Raw genomic sequence first — 26,063 nt, forward strand, 5'->3', positions numbered from 1 at the left:
TTATGAACACTAAAATATTGATCGCATTATTTTTGATCTCATCAGTGATGCTGACTTCCTGCAAGAAATACCTGGATGTGAACCCCAAGTCGACGCTTTCCGAAGAGCAGCTGTTTGAATCTGAATTGGGGTTTCAGCAAGCGCTGACAGGCGTTTATTCGCAGATGGCAGGCCGAAGTTTATACGGTGACAACCTTTCCATGGGTTTTGTAAGTGCGCTGGCCCAAAATTATGCGGTTTCTGGTTCCGCCGCCCCTTTTGTACAGACCAGGGCTTTAAATTATACCTCGGCGGAAGTGATGGGCTATACCAGCGCAATCTGGAATACCAGCTATTCTGCCATCGCAGGTTTAAACAAGGTATTGGAAAATACCCGGGAGAAAAGAAATGTGCTTTCTGACCAGAACTATGCGATGATCCGCGGAGAAGCGCTGGGATTGCGCGCTTATCTTCATTTTGAGCTCCTGCGCATGTTTGGACCTGAATTCACTGCAGGCGCAGCCGAAAAAGCAATCCCATATAAAACTACGGTAGACGAGTTTGCCGTTATTCCTTCAACTGCTGCAGAAGTAATCCGGTTAACCCTTGCCGACCTCACGGAAGCAGCAACATTGTTAAAAGAAAGGGATCCCATTATTTCCAATACGGTGAGCAGACGGTCAAAAATGAATTATTATGCGGTTAAGGCACTCGAAGCGAGAGTCTGCTTGTACTCAGGCGATAAAGCTGGTGCCATGCTTGCCGCTCAGGTGGTAACCAGTTCAGGTAAATTTCCTTTTGTGACCAGTGCCGCTGCCTCTGCCGCCGCAGGCTCGCGCGACCGCCTATACCTTAATGAAGAGGTCTTCATGATCCGTGTGCGGGACATCAGTACCTGGGCTGATCCAGGGTATTTTAAGTTTAATGGTAGCGCAAATTTTAAGCTTACGCGTTCCACGGCCAACTTCAATATCTTATATGAAACCGCTGCAGGTGGAGGAACGGATTTCAGGTACCTGTACCGCATTGAGCAGGACCAGACTTCACCATTTCCTTCTAAATTCTGGCAAACGTACCAGTTCAATACCCTGGATACCAACCGCCTTGATCAGCACGTGCCATTGATCAGATTGTCTGAAATGTACTACATCATGGCAGAAGCTGCAGCAACTCCTGCAGAAGGAGTCGGTTACCTCAATACGGTCAGACAGAATAGGGCGCTTGCGGCACTTGCGACCACCATTACACAGACGGTATTAAATACAGAGATCACCAAGGAGTATCAGAAAGAATTCTATGCAGAGGGGCAGTTGTTTTATTATTACAAGCGCAAAAAAATCGTCCGCATGCAATTTATGACGGCCGACATTCCGCTTAGTAAGTATCAGCTTCCTGTACCTGATAGTGAAAAAGAATACAACCCGAATTATTAACGATAAACCTGATCAAACATGAAATATCTGTTATTTTTTAGCTTTTTGTGCCTAACACTGGCCTGTAAAAAACAGGATGTAGCTACTTATAGTGGCGATAATGGCATTTCTTTTTACAGAGGTCGATATGAAACCGATAGCCTAAGCTATTCCTTTGCTTTTTCCATCACGCCGAAACAAAAAGATACCGTTTTTCTTAAAATGCGTGTGCAGGGGCCGGCCGTGGATTATGCCAGGACTGTTTCTGTTAAAGCCGCCACCGGTACCACCGCCCGCGAAAACGTAGATTACCAGTTGTCGGGTGCGAAAGTCCCAGCGGGTGCTTTAACCCTGATGTATCCCGTGGTGTTGCTCAATTCGCCCGAAATGCTGACCAAGACCTATCGCCTGGTTGTGGAGGTAGCCCCAAATAAAGATTTCACGACCGGTGGTTTTGGCGCCGAGATCACCGGGGAGACCATCGCCTTAAAGTCCGTAAAAATCGATGTGAGCAACACGATCGTAAAACCTACGTACTGGACTTCCATACAAGGCACCTTTGGCCCGTTCAGTGTCGCCAAATTTAAATTCATGATCCAGGCAACTGGTCTTACCGATTTCTCAGAGGAGGCCATTGGTATTGACGGCTATTACAACCTCCCTGTTAAACTGAGTAATGCGCTTGTAGTCTACGAAGCCGCGAACGGAGCACTCATTGATGAGAACGGAAACCGTGTAACCTTCTAATTTTTATTAAACATTTAAGCTCATGCACAAACATATTTTCATAAAAAGCCTGCTCATCAGTATGGTGATGCTGGTGCTGGCTTGTCAGAAAGACGAGCAGTCTTTTGTATACGAAAAACAAAATCAGGTGACGATCTCAACCAGTGCCACTGCCTTTACGGTTACACAACTGGATACTTTAAAGGTTTCGCCCACGCTGACTGAATCCTCACCTTCCGGTGAAGGATTTGCCTACGAATGGAATATGTACCTGGTAGGCGGTACCGACACGGCGAAAATCTTATCTACAGAAAAAAACCTGAAGGCTAAAATTAACGTACCTCCGGGTAATTATTCACTTCGTTACAAGGTAACCAGTGAAAAAACAGGTATTGCTGCGTTCAACCTCTACCGCGTTACGGTAAATGGCGCATTTTACCAGGGATGGATGGTCTCTAATAACAAAGATGGCAAAGCAAGGATGTCCTTCATCCGCACGGATGATGTAGTTTTTGCCGCACCCGCAGAATCGGCGAACAATACCAGCTATCCGGGACGGGCTATCGCTGCATACAGCGGAATCGACCGGGATATTGCCCTGGTTCTGTTTTTTACCGATCAGGGGGTGTATAGGTTCAATGCGAATGATTTTACACAAAATGGCAATACCGCATCTCTTTTTCCTGAAGGAAAGCAGTTCAGCACTTTGCCGGTTTATGGATTGAACAAGCTGGTGGCAGACCAATACATTGTGAGTGAGGGTGGCCTTTATGCCAGTTTAGGCCCATTTGGTTATCCTGGAGAGGTTTTAAAACCCTATTCTGAACGTTTCACGGGAGATTATTTCTTATTTCCGGCAATCATTTCAAGTACGCAGACCTCCAGTTATTTTTACGACAATAAGGGGCAGCGTTTTATGCTGGGTGCTTACCTGGACCGCGCCATTGTACCTGCAACGGGAAGCAGTACCGCAAGCTTTGATTTAGGCAATGTGGGCAAGACGATGATCGCATGCGATTATGGGGTACGGGGTTCGTCTAATGATGAGTTTTATTTTGTGATGCAAAACAATGCCGGAGTACGTTACTTGTTGTCCATAAACGGAACTGTGCCGGGCTTAAATCAGCTCATCGGCAATAGTCCCGACATTGCCACCGCTACAAAATTTGCCACTTCGAGCGTGGTCAAACACCTGTACTATGCATCCGGTCAGAAAATTTATCTATACGATATCTTAGCCAACTCATCGCGTCTGGTGTATACTTTCCCTGCCGACACAAAGATTGCGGACCTCAAAATGCTCCGTGCCACCAGCAAACGTCTGGTGGTGGCTGTAAACAAAGGCACAGCGGGTGAAGTCTATTATTTTGACCTCGACAATCTGGGGAATGCTGTGGGCAATACCTATGTTAAAAAATTCGAAGGATTTGGGGAAATTGTACATCTGGGGTACAGAAATTAATGCACATTAAATTAAAAAATCATGAAAAAAATACTATTATCTGCCTTATATCTGTTCATTGGAGTTGCTGCTTATAGTCAGCAACCCACCCAAAATTCAGGTCAGCAGATGCCGAAAATCAGTGCCGAACTACTGAAGAAAATCGAAGCCGAACCTGATCCGGTAAAAATGGAAAAAATGTACAAGGAGTTAGCCAAAGATTATGATGACCAGCAGTTCGGCTTTTTGTTTTTTAGAATGACGGAACGGTTTGCCAGAGCAGGTAATACCAGTAAAATGATGGAATACTATAATAAGGTAGACTCATTTAACCGCAAGGCAACTTACTCGATTGCTGTTCAGTCGCTGGCTGTCGCTAATCCTAAAGATGCCGAACCTTTGCTTAAAGAAATGACGGTTTCACAGAAACCTAAACCAAAGGTCAATGGTCCTGTTAAGCCTGTCTTTTCCCGCAATTATCAAACTACATGTGCTTTATATACCCAAACCCTGCTGAAAAATGGAAAAGACAAACAAGCTTATGATTACATTTCTGGTTTGATAGCTGAGCAGGGAACGGACAGCCCGATTTTAAATGAAGCATATATTCAGGTCTTGCTTCAGACTCGTCGCTACGCCGAGGCTTTGCCTGTAATGGAGAAGGAAGTCGTTGCAATGACGGTTTCACCGGAAACAAAGGCCAAATTTAAGGAGGTCTTTTTAAAAGTAAATGGTGCCAACGCTGATTTTAGCGCCTATGAAAACAAACTGATCCAGGGGATGGAGACAAGTCTGGCTGCGAAAGTAGCCGAAAAGGCGGTGAAAGTAGCAGCAGCAGATTTTGTCCTGACGGATCTATCGGGGCATAAAGTAGCCTTAAAAGATCTGCGGGGTAAAGTTGTGGTGCTGGATTTCTGGGCCACCTGGTGCGGTCCCTGCAAGGCCTCTTTCCCCGGCATGCAAAAGGCCGTTAACAAGTATAAAAATGATCCTAACGTGAAGTTCTATTTCGTACATACCATGGATAAAACTGCTGATCCGACAGCGGATGCCCGGAAATACATCACAGAAAATAATTACAGTTTCGATGTGCTGATGGATTTCAGGAACAAAGAAACCCAGAGTTCAGCTGTGGCTAAAAGTTTTGGCATCAAAGCCATCCCCACCAAAATTATCATTGATGCCGACGGTTTTGTCAGATTTAATACGGTAGGTGCGCATCCAGATGCGAATACCGCGGTCATGGAAATTTCTGCTATGATCGAATTTTTAAAGAAAGGTTCATAAAATACAAAGCGGCGGTGTCGTTCATACGGTTGTCATCAACCTGATTAATGATACCGCCGCTTTTGTTCAAGATTAAAGATCCAGAAACCGGTTTTGTCCTGTATCACCTAATTCACTGTAGGATGTCAATACGATTAATACTTTCTTAACTATTATTTTTTAAAACTAATAACTCATTTTTACTATTTTCTCTGCATCTGCCGGTGTAAGTGTTTTATGTTCACCTAAGCCCAGCCAGCCTCTCTCGGTAAACCGTTGAGCTACTTTTTCAGCAGTACCCTCGTAAGCAGGAGTGTAATCAGATAATTTGGTATCTATTCCCATGGAATGAAAAAATTCGACAGTCTTTTCAATTGCAGCTTTTGCTATTTCTTCCAGGGAGCCTGTTTCTATGTTCCACACCCGTTTACCATATTGGGCTAGTTTTTCTTTCTTAGCTTCAAAATTGTAGTGGTAATGACTGGGTGCAATTACGGCTAAAGTTCTGGCATGATCAATTCCAAACAGGGCTGTAAGTTCATGTCCCATTGCGTGCACCGCCCAGTCTGTTGGAACACCTTTCTGGATCAGTCCGTTTAAAGCCATGGTACAGCTCCACATGAAGTTGGCTGCAGCTTCATAATCAGCAGGGTTTTTCATGATCCTTGGCGCTATTTCAATTAATGTTTGCAATATACTTTCGGCAATACGGTCCTGTAAAATCGCCCCAACGGAATAGGTCATGTATTGTTCCAGCACATGGGTGTAAGCATCCGTAATACCATTTGCCAGTTGCCGCTGTGGAATGGATTTAACCACCTCCGGGTCCAGAATTGAAAATTGCGGGAACAGGCCCGGGCCTCCCATACCCAGCTTTTCCTGAGTTTCTTTTCTGGTAATTACAGCACCTGAGTTCATTTCAGAAGCTGTAGCAGGTAAAGTGAGTACGGTACCGAAAGGTAATCCTTTTTCTGTTTTAATCGCGTTTTTAAGGATATCCCAGGGGGTATCTCCGGAATATAAAGCTGCTGCGGACAGAAACTTTACACCATCTATTACTGAACCGCCACCAACGGCTAGCATGTAAGTAATGTTTTCTTCTTTGATGATTTTTAGTGCATCCATCAGAACTTCATATTCCGGATTTGCCGGGATGCCTGAAAATTCTACAACTTCAAAGCCGCTCAATGCTTTTTTTACCTGCTCATATATGCCGTTGGTCTTAATGGATCCACCACCATATAGCATCATCACCTTCGCTTGTTTTGGGATTTCTCTGTTCAGTTTTTCTATTTGACCTTTACCAAATATAATCTTTGTCGGGTTTTTAAATTCGAAATTTAACATTTTGTTGCTGTATTGAATTAAATTTTAACAATCATTTTTCCTTCATTTTTACCTTCAAATAAATCAAGAAAGGCTTGAGGGATATGATCAAAACCATTAACGATGGTTTCTGAATAGGTTAATTTACCTTCCTGGAACCAGGTGGTTAATTGTCTGATGGCTTCAGGGAATTTTGCTGAATAGTTGGACACCACAAATCCCTGCATCAGGACGCTATTTTTTACCAGTGTGGTTTGTATCCTTGGGCCCATAGGTACCTCAGTTTCATTGTAGCCAGAGATTGCACCGCATACCGGTACGCGTGCCAACTGGTTTACGTTTGCCAGCACGGCATCAGAAATCTCACCACCCACATTATCAAAGTAGATGTCAACGCCATCCGGTGCAGCTTTTGCTATCGCTGATGTCATGTCAGTAGTGGTTTTGTAGTTGATGGCAACATCGAAACCAAATTTAGACGTCAATAATGTAGTTTTTTCATCCGATCCAGCCATTCCAATAACCCTGCAGCCCAGGATCCTGCCGATTTGCCCTACCACACTGCCTACAGCACCCGCTGCACCTGAAACCACCAATGTTTCGCCAGCTTTTGGTTTTCCGATCTCAGTTAAACCCAGGTATGCCGTTAATCCGGTCATCCCTAAAACACCTAGATAGGCAGATAGGGGAGCTGAATTTTGGTCAACCTTGTTGAGCCCTTTTCCATCTGAAAGTTGTAACTCTTTCCAGGAAAGCATTCCTGAAACGAAATCACCGGGCTTAAAATCAGCGTGTTTGGAGTCTACAACTTCAGCGATGATACCGGACTGGATTGGTTTATTCAATTCAAAAGGAGGGGTGTAAGACTTTGCACTGCTCATTCTTCCCCTCAGGTAGGGGTCAACTGAAACGTAAAGGGTTTTCAATAATACTTGCCCTTGCTGTGTTACGGGGTTTTCTTCTGTTATAAATTTGAAATCATCCGCAGTAGGTTTGCCTACCGGACGATTGTTTAAAATGATTACTTTATTCATGGGTATTTGTTTATGATTTTAACTTCTTACCTTTTCGAGTAATTCGTTTAAAATGTCTGCTTCCTTGTCCTCTAAATTGACAAGGACACTGTTAATGATGGATCGCGCCTGTTGTTTTAAGATTGCACCTTCTGGGGTTAGCTTTATATAAACAACACGTTGATCGTTAGTGTTTTTCTCTTTTTCAATTAATCCCTTATCCATTAGTTTATTCAGCAGTCTTGAGGTGTTTGGCATGCGGTCGATTAACCGCTCTGTGATCAGATTTACAGTGGCTGTTTGTTCGGGTTGACCATGTAAAATACTCAGCACATTAAATTGCTGAAGAGAGAGGTTTGTGGGCTTTAATGCTGCAGCAATACGATTCAACACCCAGTTGGAAGTGAAAATGATATTGGTTAGTGCACGCTGCTGGGGACTATCAAAAGTATGCTTTATCTCTTGCTCTATTTTCATATGGCAAAGATATCATCCATGGATGGTATCTTTGGTCATTAAACTTTCATCTTTGTTTTGAAGCACTTAGAACTGTTTTTTGACTGTGTTTAATATCTTTACAGCTTTGAGAGAAAGGAATAAGATGGTTTTCAGTATGTTGTGTGCTAATGATGAATCCACGAAAGGTGTTCTAAACATACCCCATCGTATGGTTTCTTGTGGAGTGGTCAGTTTGGAACGTATCCACTTTTACCGAAATATTGAGGGATTCAGTTTAGAAAAAGAATGCTGTCATTCAGCGATGAATTTACCCACATAATGCATTTCTAACGTGGCGCTTACCTGAGGGACGCTGATTTCTGCATCTTCACTTAGGATCAGTTCTAACATAGCATGAACTGTGTCGGGTATAGCCATTTCAGCGGCAGCTAAAATCATACTTTCAGCAATTTCGAAATCTTCTACTTGCAGAATGATGATTTCATCAAGCTTCCCGGCAACTTTACTGTAGTAAAAGTTGATGTTGATCATCTGATCGGGTGTTAAACCCGTTGTTTTGAGGATGGCTTTGGTGTTTAGGTTCTTTTCTCCAATCCACAGGTGATGAATTTTAGCTTTACGTTTTTTTGTTTTAACCGTTGTCTGATTCAGCTGACCTAAGTACTGCAGAAGCCTTGTTTTGGTTGCATTTGCAGGACTCAGGTCTTTATCCTGATAGGCTACCACCGTGTTGAATTCTTCGTTTGAAGTTTTGCTCCATGAGTCTTTTAGCTCGCTGGAGCTGACGAGGATATCCTTAGCGATTTTACCGATCGCTACGTTTTCTGGATAATATTTGATAATGATGGTATCTTCGTTATAGATATCCAGACTGATTTCTTTACAAAACTCACATCTTAATGAAGGATCTGGTTCTGCATCTTGTTCTTGATTACCTGTAGGCGGCTCGTGGTCATATTTCTCCCAGGCCTTTAAATACGGCTGTTGGTCCAGGTAGTTGTTGAGAGCTTGCTGGGAGGCAAATTTTCCTGTCCAAATGTGTATTTTGTTCATAATTTAAGAAGTTTGGTAGATCGTATGGTCTTTCTTAAAGATTTTTATCTGTGATTTTGTCAAAGAACAAATATTCCATTTCAAATGTTTTATTGACTGGCCTGTGGCATTGCCCATCAACTGGGTTAAAGACAAATTGCCACCAATAACACAATGCTATAAAATCCTGTTCCTCCAATTAACAAGTATTTATTGGCGCGTAAGATCCCGGTTGTTATGGCTATAATGCAAATAACCGTTGCCCATAGGTGGTAATTATAATCCCCTTTTGCCAGCAGGTAAATGAAGTGCGAAAGCGCGATATTGCCCGCAATAAGCGCAACGGGTATCCATGTCTGCTGAATGATTTTAGCCTCTTTCATATGCCGGTAGATTTAGTAGTGGAATTTCTTTTTTTGAGTATAGCTAGCACAATGACGTAGATGATGTAGCCAAATAAACTGCCATTGACCAGCCAGGCTGCTACAGCAGATGCCTGGCGATAACCAATAAGCATGCTGATCAGCGCAATCACCACGAGCACAATCAAAATCAACAGGCAATACACAAATGTCGTTTTCCAAGGGCTCATCCTGCGTTGTTGCTTTTTATCAGTACGGTAAAGGTAGACCACAAAACCACTGATTGACAAAAATGCACTCGTTAAGCCCAAAACCGTATACACAATCTTTAATCCCAGGCCACCATAGTCTCCAAAATGGAGGGCTTCCTGCACCGAATAAAAGCGTTGGCCGAAAGACATTGTCCGCACATCACACTTAAACAGCGGTTTATAGCTGGTCTTGGCCAAAACTAAAGCATTGATGTTTTTCTCATATACCTGACCATCAATGCTCCCATGTACCTCAATCGTGGACGTACCATCTTCAGAAGCCCTTAGGTAACCAGGTTTCAGGTCAGGAAATTCTTTGCGCAGTACCCGAAAAACCTCATCCCAATGCACTAAGGTTGCGGCATCTGCTTTAGGTTTCATTAGTTTAGGAAAATCATGGTCATTGGGTGCTTTGATGTCAAACCACTGCATTAGTTTGGGTTGAAGTCCCAACCAGGCTCCTGTACAGGCGATCACAAAATTGAAGGCCAGTGCGCTGATGCCGAGTATCTTGTGCCAGTCGCCCATCAGTATCCGCATGCCTTTGCGCCGCACTTTCGGGTAGGTTTGCTTTTTCATGAACTGCCCATAGATCAGGAAACCCGTTACGGTAACCACGATGAAGGCCACACCAGCAAGGCCGACCAATTGTCTGCCCCAGAAGCCCTCATACAGGCGCACATGCATCTGCCGGAGGTAATTGGCCAAAGAATTTTGGCGATCCCGACTACCCAATATTTGATCCTTTACCGGATCTACAAACAAAAAATAGGACTTACTGGAAGCTTTGTCTTTGCCTTTTACAGCAAAACTAAACGTAGCCACGCCACCTGGTTTATCTGGCATATCGATCAGCAAACCGCTCATCCTGGGGTATTGTTTTTTGGCTTCTGCCAATGCCTGGTCTATTTTGGGAAGCTGACCAGGCGCGGGAGTAGCAACATGAACCGAATAATAACGGCTTTGGATCCACCCATCTATCTCCGGGATAAAAACCGCCACAGCACCAGTGAAGCAGAGTATGCCGATCACAATTCCTGCATACAGGCCCGACCAGTGGTGGATCTTCCAGAGGAGTTTATGGTCTTTTTTGTCCTTATTATTCGGTTTCATGCTACGAAATTAGAATGTATAACCGATACCGATCAGGAAATTCCTTGGCGCACCAGGATAGAGCCGGTTGAAATCATAGCCACCTACCCAGTGCGTTTTGTTAAACACATTGTTCAGGTTACCAGATATCTTGAATTTATCGATGTTGTAATAAAGCGCTGCACTAAATAAAGTATATTCCGGAAGCTCCAGGATCGTATTCAAAGTATTTCTTTTTCCGGTATAGTTTACACCAGCACCAACACCAAGGCCTTTTAAATCAGGATTCAGGAACGTATATTTTGCCCACAGTCCACCCTGCGCTTTTGGTGCATTGGCGGCCAGCACGCCGATAAGTTCGGGTTTGTCGCTTTTCGTTGTTTCGTTTCTGCTGATCGCGAAGTTTGCCGTGATGCTGAAATTGGGCATGATGGCACCGTTTACATCCAGTTCAATACCTTTAGAGCGTTGCTGACCAATCTGGGTAAGCTCTTCTGTATTTCCGGGATTGCCAGCATTTACCAATACGTTGTTTTGTTCTATTCTGTAAAATGCCAGATTCGCCGATAATCTTTTCTCAAACAATTCCGTTTTGGCACCTACTTCATACATGTTGCTGATCAGGGGATCAAATGGTCCACCGAAACGAGCCGGATCGCCAATTTGGGCAGCACTTTGAGGCTGGTAACCTTCGGTGTAAGTTCCGTAAATACTCACTTGTTCCAGCGGTGTATAAACCAGTCCAACCCTGGGAAGGAGTGCCTTTTGCTCTACTTTTTTCTCAGTGGCCTTCTTGTAATTCACCATATCGGTATAATACTCCTGTCTCAATCCCAATAGCAACTGAAATTTATCCACGCTGATCTGGTCCTGGATATAAATGCCATGCTGATAATACTTTGCCGGATCAGTCTGTGAAGAGGTGTTGATGTAACCGGAGATTTCAGAAATAGAATAATCAGGGTTTACCAAATCAAAATGAGGAACGTTTGGAACAGGATTGCCGCTCTTATCAAGAACAAAAGCCACATAGTTAGCTGGAAGTGGCTTAGTTGGATCAGGGATGGTAAAGTTTGCGGCGGTACCATCTATTCTACGATAGCCTGTGGCATTGTAGTTTGAATTTCCTATTGGCGATTCATTTTGGATATAGTCGTACCCCGTTACAATTTTATGGGTAACTGGGCCAGTCTTCAGATCAGTCACAAAATACGCAGTGATGTTATCGCTGTAATTTTTACCCTGTCTGCGGATGGTTTGCATTTCCATCTTAGTCGGGATTGGCTTATTTAAACCATCCACCGCATAGCGGTTCGAAGTACGGTGTTCCAGTAAATCCTCATCATACAGAAACTTCATGTAAGAAACGTTAAACGTTACCTTTTCACTGATCTTTCTGCGCAATGAAGTAGTTACATATAAATTGAGCTCATTCTCAAAATCATTTCTTTTTCCTAGGGCAAAAGAAATAGGGGTAGAGTTGAGGTTTGTACCTGCAGTAGCCCCAAATATCGGCTGACCGCGATCCAACCTGCTCTTGGTCTTGGAATACACAAAATCAAAGTTCACGGAAGTTTTTTCGTCGGGAATGAATGAAATGGAAGGCGCAATCACGATGTCCTCACCACCTTGTAATACCCTAAAGGATTCTGCATTCTGGTAAGCCAGGTTCAAGCGGTAGAGCAAAGTTTTACTTTCATTCATGGGGCCTGTAAAATCGGCCATCAGGCGGTTAGTATTCCAGCTTCCCGTTGCAAAATTGATCGATTTGCGCGCCTCGTCCAAGGGTTTTTTCGTTACAGTATTTACAATACCTCCTGGGTCTGCATTGGCAAAAAGTGCAGAAGCAGGGCCTTTGATCACTTCAATGCGTTCTACATTGGGTAACAAAGGCTGGCTCCAACTGCTTGTTGGCGTTCTCAATCCATTGATCAGCGCGTTGCTGGAGCGGAATCCCCTCAGTGCAATATCATTATTATAGTAAGAAAAATGGGTCGCTCCGCTGATGTTTTTGATAACATCACTAGCTTTAAAAGCCTGCTGATCATCTATCACTTCCTTGGTCACATAACTGATCGACTGTGGTACATACCGCAAAGGCGTTTCCGTTTTGGTCCCTGAAAAAGACTTGGTATTCTTGTAAGCCTGTTCCTTCCTTCCTGTTATCTCTACTCCCTGTAATTGATTGTCTTTATTTTCCAGTTGAATGTTTACCTGCGTTTTTCCATTTTTAAGGCTAAATCGGGTAATGGAGCTTACGTAACTAATGTAGGAAACGGACAAGCTGTAAGCGCCTGGAGTAAGGTCTTTAAACTCGAAAATTCCCTCCTGATCAGTAATCTGAACCAAGTTCTTTTCTACTAATTTAACCGTCGCCCCTGGAATGGGCTTATTGGACTTGTCCGTGACTTTGCCATTTATATTTAACTGGGCTGATGCAGCCTGACTAAATAACAACAAACAAATAAAAGAGAACGCAGTGTAAAGAATCTTCATGCAATACTATTTAGATTAATTAAAAATAACGCACAAATATATAAAGAGTTTTGACAGGAACAATAGCTATCAGTTGCATTTAAACCTACCATTTGGTGTCTTTGTCCTTTGATCTTTGTTTTTAATTTCTATTTCGAACCTTGAGATCTATTCCACTTGGAATAGCTTACGATATATGGGCTGGGGTGGATATGAAGGTTGTCAGGAATAGTAATTGCTGTTAAATTATTATAATCATTAAGCCTGCAATAAAAACAAAGTTATGATTGATTATTCACAGGTAGAGTGGAGAGACAATGAAGTGTTAGGTAAGTGAATGGCTTGAACTTCCTTGGTGGCACAGCTCACACCGGCAGCAGAATAAATCAGATTTGGAAAGGTTATTGATGAACTAGCGGAATAACATTTGATCGGTCAAATCCGGTCACAAGTTTTAAAATCAGCTGCTTTTTTGATTTTCCCATGTACTTTTGGTTCATGTTTGATTCTGGTCTGGGTCTGGGTGGGGTCTGGCTCGTAACAAAAGGATACCAAACAGGAGTTACATAGGAGTTTGCTAGGACTCGGCTAGGACTATAGTCCTATAACGCTCGAAGGAAGTCAAAGTTTTACCCAACTGTGAGACCTATGGTTACCAAACCAGACCAAAAGGAGGGGTAAGAGTCCTACAACTAACAAGCTTCTGACAGCAATTAAACAAATAAAAACTACAAAAATGGCAAAATTAAAACCAGGTGTTTCGGATCAGTGTCCTGAAAACCAGGCTCAGTAATAGGTGGGAGCTGGAAAGGTATGCTATTGCAGTTGATAAAATCTATGGGTGCCACTTTGTCCTTTTTTGATGATCACCTTCCTTAAATTACTGCAAGAGATGTCGTAAATTTGCTGGCCAATAAAAGTAAGTCCGATATGCTAGATTTCTATCTATTGCCCGATGATCAAAATGCATCCGATTATCCTGAGGAAGCAGAAGGTAAAAGGATTGGTTGTCTGGATCAGTTGACTTTTGAACGTTTAAAATTCAAGAAGATTGTTCCAGAAAGATTTGATTACCATGCGGACTTTCGGTGGGATCGTGTTTTAATCCAGCACATCCGGGAGAACATTCAAAAGCAACTAGAGGATGATAGTGATGTAAAACCTCTACTTCGAATACTGGATGCTGCCAAATCGCAGGATAGCGGATTATTTGCTTATGCAGATTGATCGGCAGGAGGACTTAGGCTGAGGCAAGCGTTCAAGAGTGCGATATTTCTTAATGGCATCTCATGTAAATGCGACTCCTGTGATCATCCTGAGCTGCTTAAAGCTATTGGTAGAAATATCAAACTTCGGTTTAGGTTGTGAGATCATGTAATAGGTTTTATTTATATATGTTTCAATATTGTTCAGTAAACTGAGGATGCCGAAAAAAAGGTAGTTTTTATTGACCCTCATAGAAGTTTATTTTAGGTTATTAGATATTGTTCTGAAAGTCCTGTATAATTTGCTTATAGTTCCGGAATATTTATTTAATATTGGCTTTTGATTCCGTAAATTAAAGGTTAGGATATTACGAATGACTACTACATCCCTTCATGATGAAAAAGAGCTGCTGGCTAAAATTGCGGCAGGGGATGAGCGTGCCTTTGAGATCGTTTTTAACCGGTATTACGATAAGATATTCCGTTATTCCCTTAGGTTGCTTCAGGAGCGGGAACCGGCAGAGGAGATTGTTCAGGAGGTGATGCTATATATCTGGCAGGAGGGGCAAAAGCTAACGGAAATTAAAAACCTGGAAGCTTACTTGAAAACGCTGACCAAGCGTAAAGCTGTTAATGCTTTTAAGCGTAGGCTGCTGGAAGATAAAGTTGGAAAAGAGTTAAAAGCGGGCTACCAGGAAGGGCATCAGGAAACTGAGCAAGGTATTGTGATGAACGAAGCAAGACGAATACTGGAAAACGGCGTACAGCTTTTACCATCTCAACAACGCCAGGTTTATCAGCTTTGCCAGAGGAATGGGCTAAAATACGAAGAAGCAGCTGCTAAACTGAATATTTCTCATGGTACGGTTCAGACGCATATGAAGCTGGCCTTGAAATTTCTAAGGGAATATATCCGCAAAAACACGGATCTGGCCATCCTAGTCATCATTTTGAAATTACTTTAAAATAATTTCAATTTCCGTTACCTCGAATTTCCTGTTCAATTGACTAGTTAATAAAGAGGTGTTAATTTATTGAGAGATCAACTAAATTCATTCTTTGCTAATAGTTATGGATAAGGAAAGAGTAGGCTATTTATATCAGAGACATTTGGACCAGGTTTTAACTGGTGCGGAACTGGCGGAATTAAAGGTTTTAGCTATGGATCCGGAATTTTTAGAAATATTGCAGAACCTAACCGAAAACCTTTGGTATGATGATGAACAGGCGGTTGAGGGTATAGACTCGGTTAAAGCAAGGTCTTTTTATGAATATATCGTGCTGCAACCTCAACAAAAAAGAAAGCTTAAACTTTGGCCTCGGTTTGCGGTAGCAGCCGCAGTTACAGTGATTGCTTTTGGCACATGGTTTTACACAAATCAGATTGATTCGATCCGAAACATTTCTGCTAGTGGTCAGATAATCGCAAATGATATTGCTCCGGGAGGGATAGGTGCTACGCTCACGTTGGCTAATGGTGAAAAGGTCAGGCTCACTGATGCGGACAATGGTGAGCTGGCCAGACAGGCAGGCGTTACAGTTACCAAATCAGCTAGCGGGGAAATAATTTATGAAATCACATCAGCTGCCAAAGTTGAAAACCAAGAGGGAGCAATCAATACCTTGTCAACTGCCAGGGGTGAAACTTATAAGCTGCGTTTGCCAGATGGCTCTCGGGTTTGGTTAAATGCAGCTTCCAGTATAACTTATTCCGCTAACCTCTTGCAGCTTGGCAAGCGCAAGGTTACGCTTCAGGGAGAGGGCTATTTCGAAATTTCTAAAAATAAAGCGCATCCTTTTGTGGTTGAAAGCAAAGGGCAGCAGGTGGAAGTTTTAGGAACACATTTTAATATTAAAGCTTATGGAGATGAGCCAGCGATGGCCACCACTTTGCTTGAAGGTAGTGTAATGGTGTCACAGGCTAGCAAAAAGGTGATCTTGAAACCGGGTCAGCAAGCGCTGAATAAGGATAATGTTTTTGCAGTGGCGGCAGTGGATATTGATGAAGCTGTTGCCTGGAAAAATGGATTATTCATGTTTAAGGGCGAAAAAATAAGCGATATTATGAAAAAAGTACAGCGATGGTACGATGTAGATATTGTATACAACGATGGAAATGTTGGCGCACTAAAGTTTTCCGGAACGATATCCCGCTATGACCATGTGTCTAAATTATTGGATATTTTAGAAACTACCGGATTGGTACATTTCAAAATTGAAGGTAGGAGAATTATAGTGATGAAATAAAATATTTTTAACCAAATAATAAACATATAAAGAACGAAAATGAGAATAAAATTACCACAGCAGGAATAGCCTTTAGTAATCGGGTACCTAAAAAAAAAGCGTAAAGGTGTACCACCACCTTCACGCCGCATGTTTGAGTTAACCCTTCCCGGCAAATACCGGGATAAATAATTGTGTAACCATTTTCTGACTAACCCAAACTGAACAAAAGTATGAAAATCTATGCTTTTAACCAAGGCTTGCTGCGTTTGTGGCTGCCGCCAAAATTACTATTGATTATGAGATTAATCATAGTGCTGCTCACTGTCTGCTTTCTGCAGGTTAGTGCCTCCACTTTTGGACAAAGAATTACTTTGTCTGAGAAAAATGCTACCCTTGAAAAGGTTCTGCATAAAATTGCTTTGCAAGCAGATATCAAAGTTGTGTATGCAGATGATTTTTTACAACAGGCTAAGGCTGTTACCGTAAAGCTGCATGATCAGTTGCTGACAGATGCTTTGGATGAAGTGTTTAAAAACCAAATATTGAGTTATGTACTAAAGGACAATACCATCATTGTAAAACAGAAAGAAGTTTCACTTCTGGATAAGGTGCTTGCTGTTTTAATAAATATTGATATTAAAGGGACTGTGACAGACAGTGGGGGATTACCCTTGCCTGGAGCATCTGTAAAAGTAAAAGGAACAGATCGGGGGACCGTTACCAATAGTAAGGGAGAATTTTATTTTCAAAACGTAGACGAGCATGCTGAGTTAGAGATTTCTTATATAGGTTTTAAGACTCAGACTTTAACGGTTGACAATAAAACGGAATTAAACGTGGTATTGCTACCTGCTGAAGGTCAGGGACTGGATGAGGTGGTTGTTGTTGCTTTCGGAACACAGAAAAAAGAAACAGTAACCGGAGCAATTTCCTCCATCTCTACAAGGGAGATCAAGCAGAGTCCGGCGGCAAACTTGGCTGTAACCCTTGCGGGAAGACTTCCAGGTTTAACCACCATTCAGACAAGTGGAGAACCTGGGCGTGACTTGACACAGCTTTTCTTGCGCGGAATGCGGAGTTTGAACGGACAGTCGCCATTAATCCTGGTAGATGGGATACCGCGTGAAATCACCTATGTTGACCCTAACGAAGTTTCTGACGTAACCATCTTAAAAGATGCATCAGCTACCGCCATGTTTGGGGTTAGGGGAGCCAACGGTGTAATTTTAGTGACCACCAGACGCGGAACGTCTGAAATCCCGGAAATATCATTTTCCAGTGAATATGGTATCCAGCAGTTCAACAGGACCCCGGATCCCGTAAATGCGGCTGAACTTGCCGAATTAACCAATCAGGCCTATAAGAACAGTGGCCTAGCTCCTTTATATTCAGACGAGACCATACTTCATTACCGTAATCAGGATCAACCTAATATTTATCCAGACAATAATTGGGTAGACATGCTTACGAACAGCAACACCAAACAACAGCGATATAACTTAAATGTAAACGGAAGCGGAAAAGCTGTCAGCTATTTTGTGAATGCGGGATACTTGTACCAGGATGGCCTTTGGAAAACAGATCAAAAAGACTATGACGTAAATAGTTCATTAAAACGGTATAACTTCCGTTCAAATATAGATTTGAAACTAAATAAAAATTTAAAAGCTTTCCTCAATTTGGGGGGATATCTTGAAACTTTAAACGCGCCTAATCCGGATATTAGCACAACTCAATTGCTATATTACCTCTATGTAAATCCAGCGAATGCACAAGGTCCACTTACGCCGGATGGACAAATTGTAGTACCTACCATTGGTAAACACCCTCCTTACGGTTTTATAAACCGTTCCGGTTATAAGCAAGAGAAAAGAACAAATATCACCGCCTCTTATGGCATGGAACATAAGCTTGATTTTGTAACCCCTGGGTTATCAGCAAAATTAATCGCATCATTTGATGCGAGAACAATTTATCAGTTAAATGCGAGGCAAACTTTTCAACGTTGGCTGGCCGAAGTAGATACGGAAAATGATAAGGTAAGTTATAGGAAATTAGCTGGTTATGAGAATACACCTTTGTCGCTTGCAACTAACGCCACCTACCTGTCTTATTTTAACATGCAGGCTTTCATGAATTATAACCGGACGTTTAATGATCATACGGTAACCGGCTTATTGCTCTATCAGCAGGATGAACGTATTGAGCCTAACGACCGCTTACCGTATAGGACTATGGGCTTATCCAGTAGATTCACTTATGGATTTAAAAACCGTTATTTCCTCGAATTTAATGCTGGGTACAACGGTTCTGAACAATTTAGGAGTGGTAACCGCTTTGGTTTCTTTCCATCCATTTCTGCTGGTTGGGTAATTTCGAATGAAAAATTCTTTCAGCAGTTTACAGACATCAATTCTTTAAAAATTCGCGGATCTTATGGAAAAGTAGGGAATGATCGTTTAGGCAGCAGGAGATTCTTATATCTTGATGACATTAAGCAGATTGGAAATGTGTATAGTGGTAGTATTGGTCAGGGTACATCAATTACAGAGGTCGCTACTGGGAATCCGAACATTCAGTGGGAAGTAACCCATAAGGCAAATTTGGGCTTAGAAATCGGTTTATTTAAATCGCTCAACTTAAACGTCGATGTGTTTTCAGAGAAAGTGGATAATATGTTGATCAATAGGAGGATGGTATCGGCTGTTCTGGGTATGAGTGGGTTGCCTCCAATGAATATCGGCAAAATGGAGAACAAAGGTTTTGAGATGGAGTTAAAATATCAGAAACAACTTTCTAAAGATTGGTCCTTGTTATCCAGTGTAAATTTTAATTACGCCAAAAACAATGTTGTATTTACTGACGAACCTATAAAACCTGCTGATTATGCTTACAGATATTATGAGCAAGGGTTCTCCTACGGGCAGAACTTTGGTTTGAGATCAAATGGTTTTTGGAGCAGCGCCGATGAAATAACAGCTTCGAAACTACAGTACAGAATTGGTTTAGGAAATCCCAGACCAGGGGATCTTAAATACATTGATCAGAACAATGATCAGATTATAGATGAAAAAGATATTGTTCCGATCGGTGCCAGCATAATTCCACAATATACTTTTGGTGCTGCTTTTAGTGTGCGTTTTAAGAGTTTCGATTTCTCATTCCTGTTGCAGGGAATGGCTAAAGTAGATAAGTTTTATGGTGGTGGAATTGGTATATCTGAATATGCGGATGCTTTAAATGTATTTTTTGACATACACAGGAATGCATGGACGCCTGAACGGCAAGCCAATGGTTCAAAAATCACTTATCCTGCACTAGCCAATGGGCTCAATACCAATTCTTATAGAAATGACTATTTCACCTGGGATGCTTCTTTCATTCGTTTAAAGAATTTTGAGATCGGCTATTTCATTCCAAGCTCAAAAAAATGGGGTGTTCAGAACTTCCGTGTGTATGTCAACGCGCAAAATCCGATTACCTGGGACCGTCTGAAGACTAAATCAGTTGATCCTGAAGTCAATGATACGGGAAGTTATCCCATGCAGCGTATTTTTAATTTGGGTGTAAACATTGTTTTCTAAAATTTATCAGAATGATCATGCAAAATAAAATAAATAAACTCCTTTGTATTATTCTCCTATTGTCTGCCAGCAGCTGTCAGAAATATTTGGACATTACACCTGATGGAAGAATGAGTATGGATGAAGTTTGGTCATCCAATACAACAGCTGCGGCCTACCTTAACTATGCGTATGAACCTATGCTGTTGTCGCAAGGTGGAACGCAATACTATTGGCATGCTTTTCTGGAAAGCTGTACGGATCTGTTTCACGATTCGCATGCATCAGACCCGTTGGCGCTAATCTCAAACGGCTGGTACCAGGGAACCTTGTCGCCAACTTACGATCCGACAACTATTGGAGATAACAAACCAACTTTAGATGTATTTTGGAGTGGCATTCGCCGTTGTAACGTGTTTTTGATGAATGTTGATAAAGCTGTTTTTAATGACCCGAGAGAAAAGATTCGCTTAAAAGCAGAAGCCATTGTCCTTAGGGCCTATTATTACATGGAACTTTCCAGAAAATATGGGCCTATGCCTATATTAAAAGAACCCCTGCCAATTGATGTGGATTTCTCTACCTTAAAAAGACCTGCAATGCAGGATGTGGCCGGTTTTGTAAATGAAAGCTGGCTGGCGGTTAAAGATGTTCCTGAATTTCCCTGGCGTTTGCTAAATGCTACTGAAAAGGGCCGGATGACAAAGGCGGTCATGTTGCTGGTACGTGCCCGGGTACAAGCCTTATCTGCAAGTCCACTGTGGAACCCAAATCATGAAGCAGAGAAATGGGCTTTGGCAAAGAATTATGCAAGTGAAGGTTTACAATTGCTATCCAGCAATGGATATGAACTTTATCACGATGCGACCCTGGGAGAGAAATCTTTTGAAGAGTATTTTTTAACCCCATCAGACCTTGGGGCGGCACCGAGGGACAAGGAAACGATTTTGGAGAACAGTAACCTAAATGCATTTTACGGATCAGGATTCCCGTCGTACATCAATGGATTTCCACAACGTCCAGATGCAATTAAAGCTGGATCTTGTCCAACTCAGGAATTGGTGGACGCATTTGATATGAAAGCTACAGGACTTCCAGCTATTGATCCGCTGAACCGATACCAGGATGCGGGACATCTGAATCCCAACTATGTCAATCAATCAGGATACGATCCTTTAAATCCCTATGTAGGTCGCGACCCTCGTTTCTATGCAACCGTATTGTATAATGGTGCCTATAGTCCGGGTACAGGTATAACTCTACAGACCTATGTTGGGGGTGCATCGGAAATCAGGAAAAGAGATGTTTCGTATTCTCCAACCGGGTATTATTTAAGGAAATACATCAATCAGAATAGCCCACCTCACCAAAGTCCGGGAACACCCTGGAAGAGAATGCGGTTTGCTGAATTCTATCTGTTGTTGGCAGAGGCAGAAAATGAATTAAATGGTCCTAATCAGAATGTCTATTTGGCTTTGAAGCCTGTTAGAGACCGCGCCCATATGCCTAATATCAAATCTGCCATTACGTCGAAAGAAGAAGCAAGAGCTTATATTCAAAAAGAATGGACCACAGAGTTTGCGCTGGAGGAACAACGGTTCTGGAATGTCAGGAGATGGAAAATACTCGATCAGACAGATAAACTGGTCACAGGTATGCAGATTACTAAAACCGGTACGAATTCCTTCACTTATCAGCGGGTTCCGGTATTCGAACGTAAGTCCTGGGAAGCGAGATTCCTGATTTTTCCAATTCCAAATATAGAAATTGCTATTTATGGGGCCGCATGGCAAAATCCTGGTTGGTAGGTTGGTGTAATCTGCTGGTTTAAAATTTTTATTCTAAAATAAGTAACATGATTTTTAATGTGTTGAAAATCGTCATGGGCTTTGCCATGTCTGTTTTTTGTGCCAGCCTGCAAGCACAGGAAGTGAAACATAGCGTTCATCTGGTATGGAAAAAGCAGCCGGTAAAGGGAACAGTTGATGTGGAAAACGGTCGCCTGAAAAACATAATGAGTTACCCTGGGCATGTAAAGTTAAAGGCAAATCATTTCTCCTTTACCAAAACTGAGGCTGCAGGGATTACCATTGAACTCGATCAGGTAAATAATGAACCTGGGCCGGGTGCAACTTTAATACATGTGCAGACTTCGCAAAACCCATTCTCGTTTTTATGGAGAGATGTGAAATCTGCTTTCCCCATATTTTTACCCGAGCTGGGGGTAGCCGTTTTACATGAAGAAGACCGACGTACCTATGAGGCTGTAGCGGATGATATAGCTTCCAGGCACCTTAAGACTAAGGTACAGGCCATTGAACTGGCTGAAGAAGCTTCTTTTTTAGCAGTCGAGAAGAAAGTCAGAAGTTTGAAAGCACCTACATGGCTTGGCATTAGCCGTGATTTCAGAATTTTTGAAATCAACCAAAATTTAACAGATGCCCAGGGTGGGGGGAATACCATTTCACCTAAACATGCGGTGTCTCCGCTACGCTTAGCAGAGACAAAAAATGCTCCTGTCAGCTATTTTTACACCTTAGGCAGGGGTATAGGCCCTTTGGAGAATACCGCTAGATATTTGGAGAATGGCAGTTTGCCGATTCTGCACAGTATACTTAGAGATGATGATATAACTTATCATTCCACTTCTTTTGTCGCCCTTGAGCAGCAGATACTGGATGCTGCAAACGTAAAAGGAACTTATTTTCTGGTAGCAGATCAGTATAGTGCCGGGCATATGCTAAACAAATCGCAAGAGGAAGAAGCAAAACAACATGCAGATGCTGCGCTGAACAGTACTGAAGAGACCGTTTATTTTCAGCAAACTGAAATTGTCAATACCGGTAAAGTGCCTAGATATGCCTGGTTCATGAATCCAAGATCCAATTACCCCTATACCTATGATGCTAAAACAGGCTACTCGGCATATGCTGATAACAGGATTTTTTGTATCGCCAAACTCAATGGCCTGCCTTTTCCTAATCAAGAAATGGCCATTTTGCTGCAGCCCGGTGAAAAAGCCACATTTGAATTTTACATCCCGCACAGCCCCATTTCTGCGCAGCGGGCTGCGGATTTGTCGAAACAGTCTTTTGCAGCTGAGTACATCGCTACCAAACAATACTGGGTGAAAAAGCTGGACAATGCGGCTAAAATCCAGGTGCCGGAAAAGCGTGTTAATGACATGATCCAAGCTGGATTACTGCATCTGGATCTCATTACTTATGGTAATGAACCAAAAGGTACCCTGGCACCCAATATTGGGGTATACTCGCCAATTGGAACTGAAAGTGCTCCAATCATCCAGTTTTATGCATCAATGGGCTTATCAGATATCGCTAAACGTTCCTTAAACTATTTTCTGGATAAACAACATGACAATGGCTTTATCCAGAATTTTAATGGATACATGGTAGAAACGGGTGCGGCACTTTGGACAATTGGTGAATATTATAGGTATACAGGGGATGAGGAATGGATCAGGAACATACTACCTAAGCTGATCAAATCATGTAACTTTTTAATTGACTGGAGAAATCAAAATAAGATCGATAGCCTAAAAAATAAGGGATATGGAATGATTTCCGGTAAGGTTGCTGATCCTGAAGATCATTTTCATCAGTTCATGTTAAATGGCTACGCCTATATGGGTTTGAGCCGTATGGCTGAAATATTGGCTAGAATAGATCCTATGACTGCCAAAAAATTAGCGAAGGAAGCCAGGGAATGGCGGGCAGACATCAGGGCCTCTTTTTTTCAGTCCATGAGCCGGTCGCCGGTAGTCCCACTGGGAGATGGAACCTGGTGCCAGACTGCACCACCATGGGCGGAAGGAACCGGGCCAAGAGCGCTTTATTTAAAGAAAGAGAATTTTTGGTCTCACGGTACCTTTACGGTTCCTGACGGATTATTAGGGCCATTATACCTGGTGTTTTGTGAAGTGCTGGATGTGGGTGAGCCTGCTGCATCTGCTTTACTTCATGTGCATAGTGAATTGTTTTTGCAAGGTAACTCCATGTTCAGTCAACCCTATTACAGCAGACACAATTGGTTACAGGTAAAGCGTGGCATGGTAAAGCCCTTTCTTGATACCTATTATCATACGTTCGCTGGATTAGCTGACCGGGAAACGTATACTTTCTGGGAGCATTTTCATCAGGTAAGTCCACATAAAACCCATGAAGAGGCCTGGTTTTTAATGGAAACACGCTGGATGTTGTATCTGGAACAGGGGGATACGCTTCAGCTGTTGAAAACCATACCCAGAGCCTGGATGGAAGCAGGTAAAGAAGTGGTTTTATCTGATGTTCAAAGTTATTTTGGAAAAGTTTCATTGCGGATCAGCTCAAATGTGGGTAGGGGTTACATTGAAGCTGATGTAGTATGCCAGGGGGATAGGAAGCCTGGAACAGTGACCATTAGAGTGCCCCATCCAGCTCGTCAGGTTCCACTGAAAGTTACAGGAGGTAAATATGATCCGGAAACTGAAACCGTAACGTTACACTCTTTTTCAGGCAAGGCGCATGTCCGACTGGAATATCAATAAATATTAAATCATAAAATAGATCGTAACAACTGAAGTATGACCGGAAATACCATTGACATCCTTACCATTGCAGGCTATTTTTTACTCATTCTTTGTGTCGGACTTTGGTCTGCCCGTGGAAAAAAAGGCACTGCCGCAAATTACTTTGTGTCCAAAGGGACGCTTCCCTTCTGGGCTATTGGTGCTGCTTATGTTGCCTCAGGATTAAATCCAGAGCAACTGATCGGGATGAACGGAATGGGCTATATGGTGGGATTGCCATTGGTAAACTCCTATCTGATTGCCATTGTGGTATATAGCGCACTGATCTTCTTTTTCTTCCCGCTATATCTGCGGAACAACATCATGACCATGCCACAATACATGGGGGCCAGGTTTGATGTGAAAAGTCAGAACATTTTTAGTGTATTGCTGCTGCTGAGCTATATTCTGCTGAACTTATCGGTGATTCTGTATGGCGGGGCAAAGCTTTTTCAGGGAATTTATGGTGTGCCGATCTGGCTGGGGGTACTGATTTTAGGTATCGTTGCCGGCTTGTATACCATGTATGGAGGGATGAAATTTGTGATCAATGCAGCGCTGTTTGACTTTGTATTGGTTTTTGCAGCCGGAGCGGTGCTGTTTATCCTGGGGTATATGAAGTTAAACAATGGCTGGAGTGATGTAGTTAAACATGCCCCTGGTGGCTTTCACCTCATGCAGCCAACGGATACTGCTGTGATGCCATGGCATGCGGTTTTATTTTCTTTATTTAATCTGCAGCTGTTTTATTCCTGCATCAACCAGGCCTTGGTACAAAGGGGGCTGGGTGCCAAAACTGAATGGGATGTGCGTATGGCAATCATCCTGGCGGCAGCTTTTGTGTTATTCCGTCCTTTTATCGAGATCTTTCCGGGAATGATTGCCCGTGCGTTGGCCTTTACCGGCCATGAAGAATTTCGGGTAATGCCAGGCGAGGTTGACAACGTGTATCCGATGCTGATCAAGAACCTGATCCCCGAGGGACTGAAAGGCCTGGTATTGATCGGCACCCTGGCTACGGTGATGTCTACCACGGCTGCTTTTTTGAATTCCATTTCGACCCTGTTTACCTATGATGTGTATAAAAAGTGGATCAACAAAGGAGCCAATGACAAGAAACTGGTCAAAGTTGGGATTTATACAACGCTCTCTTTAATGGTATTCAGCATTCTTTATGCCCCGGTGATAGAGAACTTTGGGGGTATATTTTTATACTTCCAATCGCTGAGTACCTACCTTGCTGTCCCGGTAGCCACCTGCTTTTTGTTTGGGATGTTCTGGAAGCGGGCAACGCCTGCGGCTGCTTTAGCAGTGATGATTGTAGGGATACCTCTAGGTTTAATGATCCAATGGCTGTTGATACCAGCGCTGTTTTCAGCCGAAATTATTGCCAGATACAGTTTAACCAATTTCTATGTCACAGGGGGAATTACCCAGGTTTTCTGTGCCAGTATGATGGTAATGGTGAGTCTGTATACCAGACCAAGGCAGCTTGCTGAAATTCAATCCTTATTATGGTCGGGCAGACTGTTGCGTTTACCCGCTGATGAGCCGAAGCGTGTATGGTGGCAATCGGTATGGCTGTGGTGGGGCGTAATGGTGGTCATTTACACTATAGTGTATTGCCTGTTGTGGTAAGTGAAATTATCCTTTACTGGTAAATGG

18 protein-coding genes are annotated in these 26,063 nt (G+C 42.6%); 11 read left to right on the plus strand and 7 right to left on the minus strand.

The window, feature by feature from the left end; translation table 11 throughout:
* The first annotated feature begins 2 nt into the window (after positions 1-2).
* From IM797_RS18700 to IM797_RS18715, 4 genes are read left to right on the plus strand one after another with little or no spacing between them, the layout of a single operon-like run.
* Positions 3-1,412: a RagB/SusD family nutrient uptake outer membrane protein gene (locus tag IM797_RS18700; RefSeq protein WP_194128692.1), complete on the plus strand. Its 1,410-nt coding sequence runs from the start codon at positions 3-5 to the stop codon at positions 1,410-1,412.
* A gap of 18 nt (positions 1,413-1,430) precedes the next feature.
* Positions 1,431-2,138, plus strand: a complete 708-nt coding sequence (locus IM797_RS18705; protein WP_194128693.1) for a DUF4843 domain-containing protein — start codon at positions 1,431-1,433, stop codon at positions 2,136-2,138.
* 22 nt (positions 2,139-2,160) lie between these two features.
* Positions 2,161-3,579, plus strand: coding sequence for a PKD-like family lipoprotein (locus tag IM797_RS18710; protein ID WP_194128694.1), 1,419 nt, complete (start codon positions 2,161-2,163; stop codon positions 3,577-3,579).
* A gap of 21 nt (positions 3,580-3,600) precedes the next feature.
* Positions 3,601-4,845 carry a TlpA disulfide reductase family protein gene (locus tag IM797_RS18715; protein ID WP_194128695.1) on the plus strand — a complete coding sequence of 415 codons (1,245 nt, stop codon included), beginning with the start codon at positions 3,601-3,603 and terminating at the stop codon, positions 4,843-4,845.
* A gap of 165 nt (positions 4,846-5,010) precedes the next feature.
* Here the strand turns inward: IM797_RS18715 and IM797_RS18720 are convergent, their stop codons facing one another.
* The 7 genes from IM797_RS18720 to IM797_RS18750 all read right to left on the minus strand — a co-directional run bounded on the left by IM797_RS18720 (position 5,011) and on the right by IM797_RS18750 (position 12,855).
* Positions 5,011-6,171 (minus strand): iron-containing alcohol dehydrogenase, encoded by a 1,161-nt coding sequence (locus IM797_RS18720; protein ID WP_194128696.1) that lies wholly within the window; start codon positions 6,169-6,171, stop codon positions 5,011-5,013.
* Between the two features lie 17 nt (positions 6,172-6,188).
* Positions 6,189-7,184: an NADP-dependent oxidoreductase gene (locus tag IM797_RS18725; protein ID WP_194128697.1), complete on the minus strand. Its 996-nt coding sequence runs from the start codon at positions 7,182-7,184 to the stop codon at positions 6,189-6,191.
* A gap of 18 nt (positions 7,185-7,202) precedes the next feature.
* On the minus strand, positions 7,203-7,640 hold the full coding sequence (locus IM797_RS18730) for a MarR family winged helix-turn-helix transcriptional regulator (protein ID WP_194128698.1): 438 nt from the start codon (positions 7,638-7,640) through the stop codon (positions 7,203-7,205).
* 273 nt (positions 7,641-7,913) lie between these two features.
* Positions 7,914-8,675 (minus strand): immunity 22 family protein, encoded by a 762-nt coding sequence (locus IM797_RS18735; protein WP_194128699.1) that lies wholly within the window; start codon positions 8,673-8,675, stop codon positions 7,914-7,916.
* A gap of 125 nt (positions 8,676-8,800) precedes the next feature.
* Positions 8,801-9,037: a hypothetical protein gene (locus tag IM797_RS18740; RefSeq protein WP_194128700.1), complete on the minus strand. Its 237-nt coding sequence runs from the start codon at positions 9,035-9,037 to the stop codon at positions 8,801-8,803.
* Positions 9,034-10,380: a PepSY domain-containing protein gene (locus tag IM797_RS18745; RefSeq protein WP_194128701.1), complete on the minus strand. Its 1,347-nt coding sequence runs from the start codon at positions 10,378-10,380 to the stop codon at positions 9,034-9,036. Before IM797_RS18745 ends, IM797_RS18740 begins: the two co-directional genes overlap by 4 nt.
* 9 nt (positions 10,381-10,389) lie before the next feature.
* Positions 10,390-12,855, minus strand: coding sequence for a TonB-dependent receptor domain-containing protein (locus tag IM797_RS18750; protein WP_194128702.1), 2,466 nt, complete (start codon positions 12,853-12,855; stop codon positions 10,390-10,392).
* Between the two features lie 909 nt (positions 12,856-13,764).
* On the opposite strand from IM797_RS18750, the gene IM797_RS18755 reads away from it, so the two are divergent.
* The 7 genes from IM797_RS18755 to IM797_RS18785 all read left to right on the plus strand — a co-directional run bounded on the left by IM797_RS18755 (position 13,765) and on the right by IM797_RS18785 (position 26,036).
* Positions 13,765-14,061: a hypothetical protein gene (locus tag IM797_RS18755; RefSeq protein WP_194128703.1), complete on the plus strand. Its 297-nt coding sequence runs from the start codon at positions 13,765-13,767 to the stop codon at positions 14,059-14,061.
* Positions 14,062-14,413: 352 nt separating this feature from the next.
* Positions 14,414-15,004, plus strand: coding sequence for an RNA polymerase sigma factor (locus tag IM797_RS18760; RefSeq protein ID WP_194128704.1), 591 nt, complete (start codon positions 14,414-14,416; stop codon positions 15,002-15,004).
* Positions 15,005-15,110: 106 nt separating this feature from the next.
* Complete coding sequence (locus IM797_RS18765; RefSeq protein WP_194128705.1) at positions 15,111-16,286, plus strand: FecR family protein; 1,176 nt, start codon at positions 15,111-15,113, stop codon at positions 16,284-16,286.
* A gap of 278 nt (positions 16,287-16,564) precedes the next feature.
* Positions 16,565-19,852 carry a TonB-dependent receptor gene (locus IM797_RS18770; protein WP_194128706.1) on the plus strand — a complete coding sequence of 1,096 codons (3,288 nt, stop codon included), beginning with the start codon at positions 16,565-16,567 and terminating at the stop codon, positions 19,850-19,852.
* A 17-nt stretch (positions 19,853-19,869) separates the two neighbouring features.
* Positions 19,870-21,639, plus strand: a complete 1,770-nt coding sequence (locus IM797_RS18775) for a RagB/SusD family nutrient uptake outer membrane protein (protein WP_194128707.1) — start codon at positions 19,870-19,872, stop codon at positions 21,637-21,639.
* Between the two features lie 47 nt (positions 21,640-21,686).
* On the plus strand, positions 21,687-24,377 hold the full coding sequence (locus IM797_RS18780; RefSeq protein WP_194128708.1) for a hypothetical protein: 2,691 nt from the start codon (positions 21,687-21,689) through the stop codon (positions 24,375-24,377).
* A gap of 36 nt (positions 24,378-24,413) precedes the next feature.
* Complete coding sequence (locus tag IM797_RS18785; RefSeq protein WP_194128709.1) at positions 24,414-26,036, plus strand: SLC5 family protein; 1,623 nt, start codon at positions 24,414-24,416, stop codon at positions 26,034-26,036.
* The last annotated feature ends 27 nt before the right edge of the window (positions 26,037-26,063 follow it).

It is taken from the genome of Pedobacter sp. MC2016-24 (genome assembly GCF_015223055.1).
In the GTDB taxonomy this organism is placed as follows: domain Bacteria; phylum Bacteroidota; class Bacteroidia; order Sphingobacteriales; family Sphingobacteriaceae; genus Pedobacter.

What these genes read in the sequence shown, in the direction of transcription:
- IM797_RS18700 (WP_194128692.1), top strand. Translation starts at nt 3, where the DNA reads ATGAACACTAAAATATTGATCGCATTATTTTTGATCTCATCAGTGATG.
- IM797_RS18705 (WP_194128693.1), top strand. Translation starts at nt 1,431, where the DNA reads ATGAAATATCTGTTATTTTTTAGCTTTTTGTGCCTAACACTGGCCTGT.
- IM797_RS18710 (WP_194128694.1), top strand. Translation starts at nt 2,161, where the DNA reads ATGCACAAACATATTTTCATAAAAAGCCTGCTCATCAGTATGGTGATG.
- IM797_RS18715 (WP_194128695.1), top strand. Translation starts at nt 3,601, where the DNA reads ATGAAAAAAATACTATTATCTGCCTTATATCTGTTCATTGGAGTTGCT.
- IM797_RS18720 (WP_194128696.1), bottom strand. Translation starts at nt 6,171, where the DNA reads ATGTTAAATTTCGAATTTAAAAACCCGACAAAGATTATATTTGGTAAA.
- IM797_RS18725 (WP_194128697.1), bottom strand. Translation starts at nt 7,184, where the DNA reads ATGAATAAAGTAATCATTTTAAACAATCGTCCGGTAGGCAAACCTACT.
- IM797_RS18730 (WP_194128698.1), bottom strand. Translation starts at nt 7,640, where the DNA reads ATGAAAATAGAGCAAGAGATAAAGCATACTTTTGATAGTCCCCAGCAG.
- IM797_RS18735 (WP_194128699.1), bottom strand. Translation starts at nt 8,675, where the DNA reads ATGAACAAAATACACATTTGGACAGGAAAATTTGCCTCCCAGCAAGCT.
- IM797_RS18740 (WP_194128700.1), bottom strand. Translation starts at nt 9,037, where the DNA reads ATGAAAGAGGCTAAAATCATTCAGCAGACATGGATACCCGTTGCGCTT.
- IM797_RS18745 (WP_194128701.1), bottom strand. Translation starts at nt 10,380, where the DNA reads ATGAAACCGAATAATAAGGACAAAAAAGACCATAAACTCCTCTGGAAG.
- IM797_RS18750 (WP_194128702.1), bottom strand. Translation starts at nt 12,855, where the DNA reads ATGAAGATTCTTTACACTGCGTTCTCTTTTATTTGTTTGTTGTTATTT.
- IM797_RS18755 (WP_194128703.1), top strand. Translation starts at nt 13,765, where the DNA reads ATGCTAGATTTCTATCTATTGCCCGATGATCAAAATGCATCCGATTAT.
- IM797_RS18760 (WP_194128704.1), top strand. Translation starts at nt 14,414, where the DNA reads ATGACTACTACATCCCTTCATGATGAAAAAGAGCTGCTGGCTAAAATT.
- IM797_RS18765 (WP_194128705.1), top strand. Translation starts at nt 15,111, where the DNA reads ATGGATAAGGAAAGAGTAGGCTATTTATATCAGAGACATTTGGACCAG.
- IM797_RS18770 (WP_194128706.1), top strand. Translation starts at nt 16,565, where the DNA reads ATGAGATTAATCATAGTGCTGCTCACTGTCTGCTTTCTGCAGGTTAGT.
- IM797_RS18775 (WP_194128707.1), top strand. Translation starts at nt 19,870, where the DNA reads ATGCAAAATAAAATAAATAAACTCCTTTGTATTATTCTCCTATTGTCT.
- IM797_RS18780 (WP_194128708.1), top strand. Translation starts at nt 21,687, where the DNA reads ATGATTTTTAATGTGTTGAAAATCGTCATGGGCTTTGCCATGTCTGTT.
- IM797_RS18785 (WP_194128709.1), top strand. Translation starts at nt 24,414, where the DNA reads ATGACCGGAAATACCATTGACATCCTTACCATTGCAGGCTATTTTTTA.